The organism is Anabaena sp. CCY 9402-a (assembly GCF_963920945.1).
GTDB classification, from domain to species: domain Bacteria; phylum Cyanobacteriota; class Cyanobacteriia; order Cyanobacteriales; family Nostocaceae; genus Trichormus; species Trichormus minutissimus.
In genome coordinates this window covers 1-1,303 of record NZ_CAWUDL010000191.1, presented here as the reverse complement: position 1 = coordinate 1,303, position 1,303 = coordinate 1, and the positions used below count along the sequence as shown (strand labels likewise).

Below are 1,303 nucleotides of genomic sequence, written 5' to 3'. Positions count from 1 at the left end.
GCCGGCTAATACTCAGAGTGATATCAAAAACTTTCAGTGTACTAAAATTCTTAGTTTATATTTTTTTGATAAAGAAGATAAAGAATAAATATTTAAGGGTACAAAAATCCGTAGATTACTGAGAAGATTCTATTTATAGATTTGTTCCCTTTTATTTCTTCTTGACTCGTCTAGGTTCGCTGCATTCATATTTGCGGAGAACTTTGAATGACCTTAATTGATGATCTATTGCAAGCTTTAAAGTCAACATTACCCGATAATAATGTCAACCTCATAGTTGCTTATCCGGGTTCTGGTGGTGATGGACCTAGCTACGTGGATATCACGATCACCAACGGTAATTTCCTGAATGGACTCTACGACAGTTATTGCATTGACACAAATAAAACTATTGTTCCAGGACAAACCTACCAGGCTCAAGTCTATTCCAGTTATGATGATCCACTGCCAACAGGGATAATTGATAAACCCGAAAACTTAGATGAAGTTAACTGGCTAATTAACCAAAATTTCTTAGGTAAAGACTCTTTGGGTGGTTTCGGTGCTTATACCTCTGGTGATATACAAGTAGCCATCTGGACTTTACTTGAGAACACAGTTCCTCAAGGTATATTAGGTACAGTAGGTCCATACAATCAAAACAGAGCTAATGAGATTGTTCAGGCATCTCTTCAAAATGGTGCAGGCTTTGTACCTAGTATTAGCCAAGATGGCATACCTCAAGACATCGGAATAATTATTGTTCCTGTTAACGAAACAGGGGGTAACGTTGCACAAAGTACGATTAATATTCTCAAAACAGCCGCTTTGGGCGATTTTGTGTGGGAAGACCTCAATGCCAATGGTATTCAGGATGAAAATGAGAATGGCTTGCAAGGTGTTACTGTTACCCTGACAGGTGGTGGCAAAGATGGTGTAATTGGTACGGCAGATGACATTACAGTTACCACAACCACAGATGTTGACGGATCTTATCTGTTTCCACTTCTGTTGCCAGGTGTAGAGTACAAAGTTACCTTTACCAAGCCAACTGATTTTGTCTTTACCACTGCGAATCAAGGCGATGATACAACGGATTCCGATGCTGATCCACTCACGGGTATGACCCAGATCATCCAGCTGAATCCGCGTGAATTCAATCGCACCATTGATGCGGGCTTCTACAAAACAGCTTCATTAGGAGACTTCGTATTTAACGATGCCAACAACAACGGCATTCAAGATGCAGGAGAAGCAGGCGTAGGTGGAGTCACCGTTGAATTAATTCAAAACAACGTAGTCGTTGCCACTACCACTACTAACC

The 1,303-nt window shown here is 40.4% G+C and carries 1 protein-coding gene; it reads left to right on the top strand.

Translation table 11 applies throughout. From position 1 onward, the window contains the following. Positions 1 to 207 precede the first annotated feature (207 nt). The coding region (locus ACM0OR_RS28230) for an SdrD B-like domain-containing protein (protein WP_414579714.1) at positions 208 to 1,303 on the top strand (1,096 nt) is incomplete at its 3' end.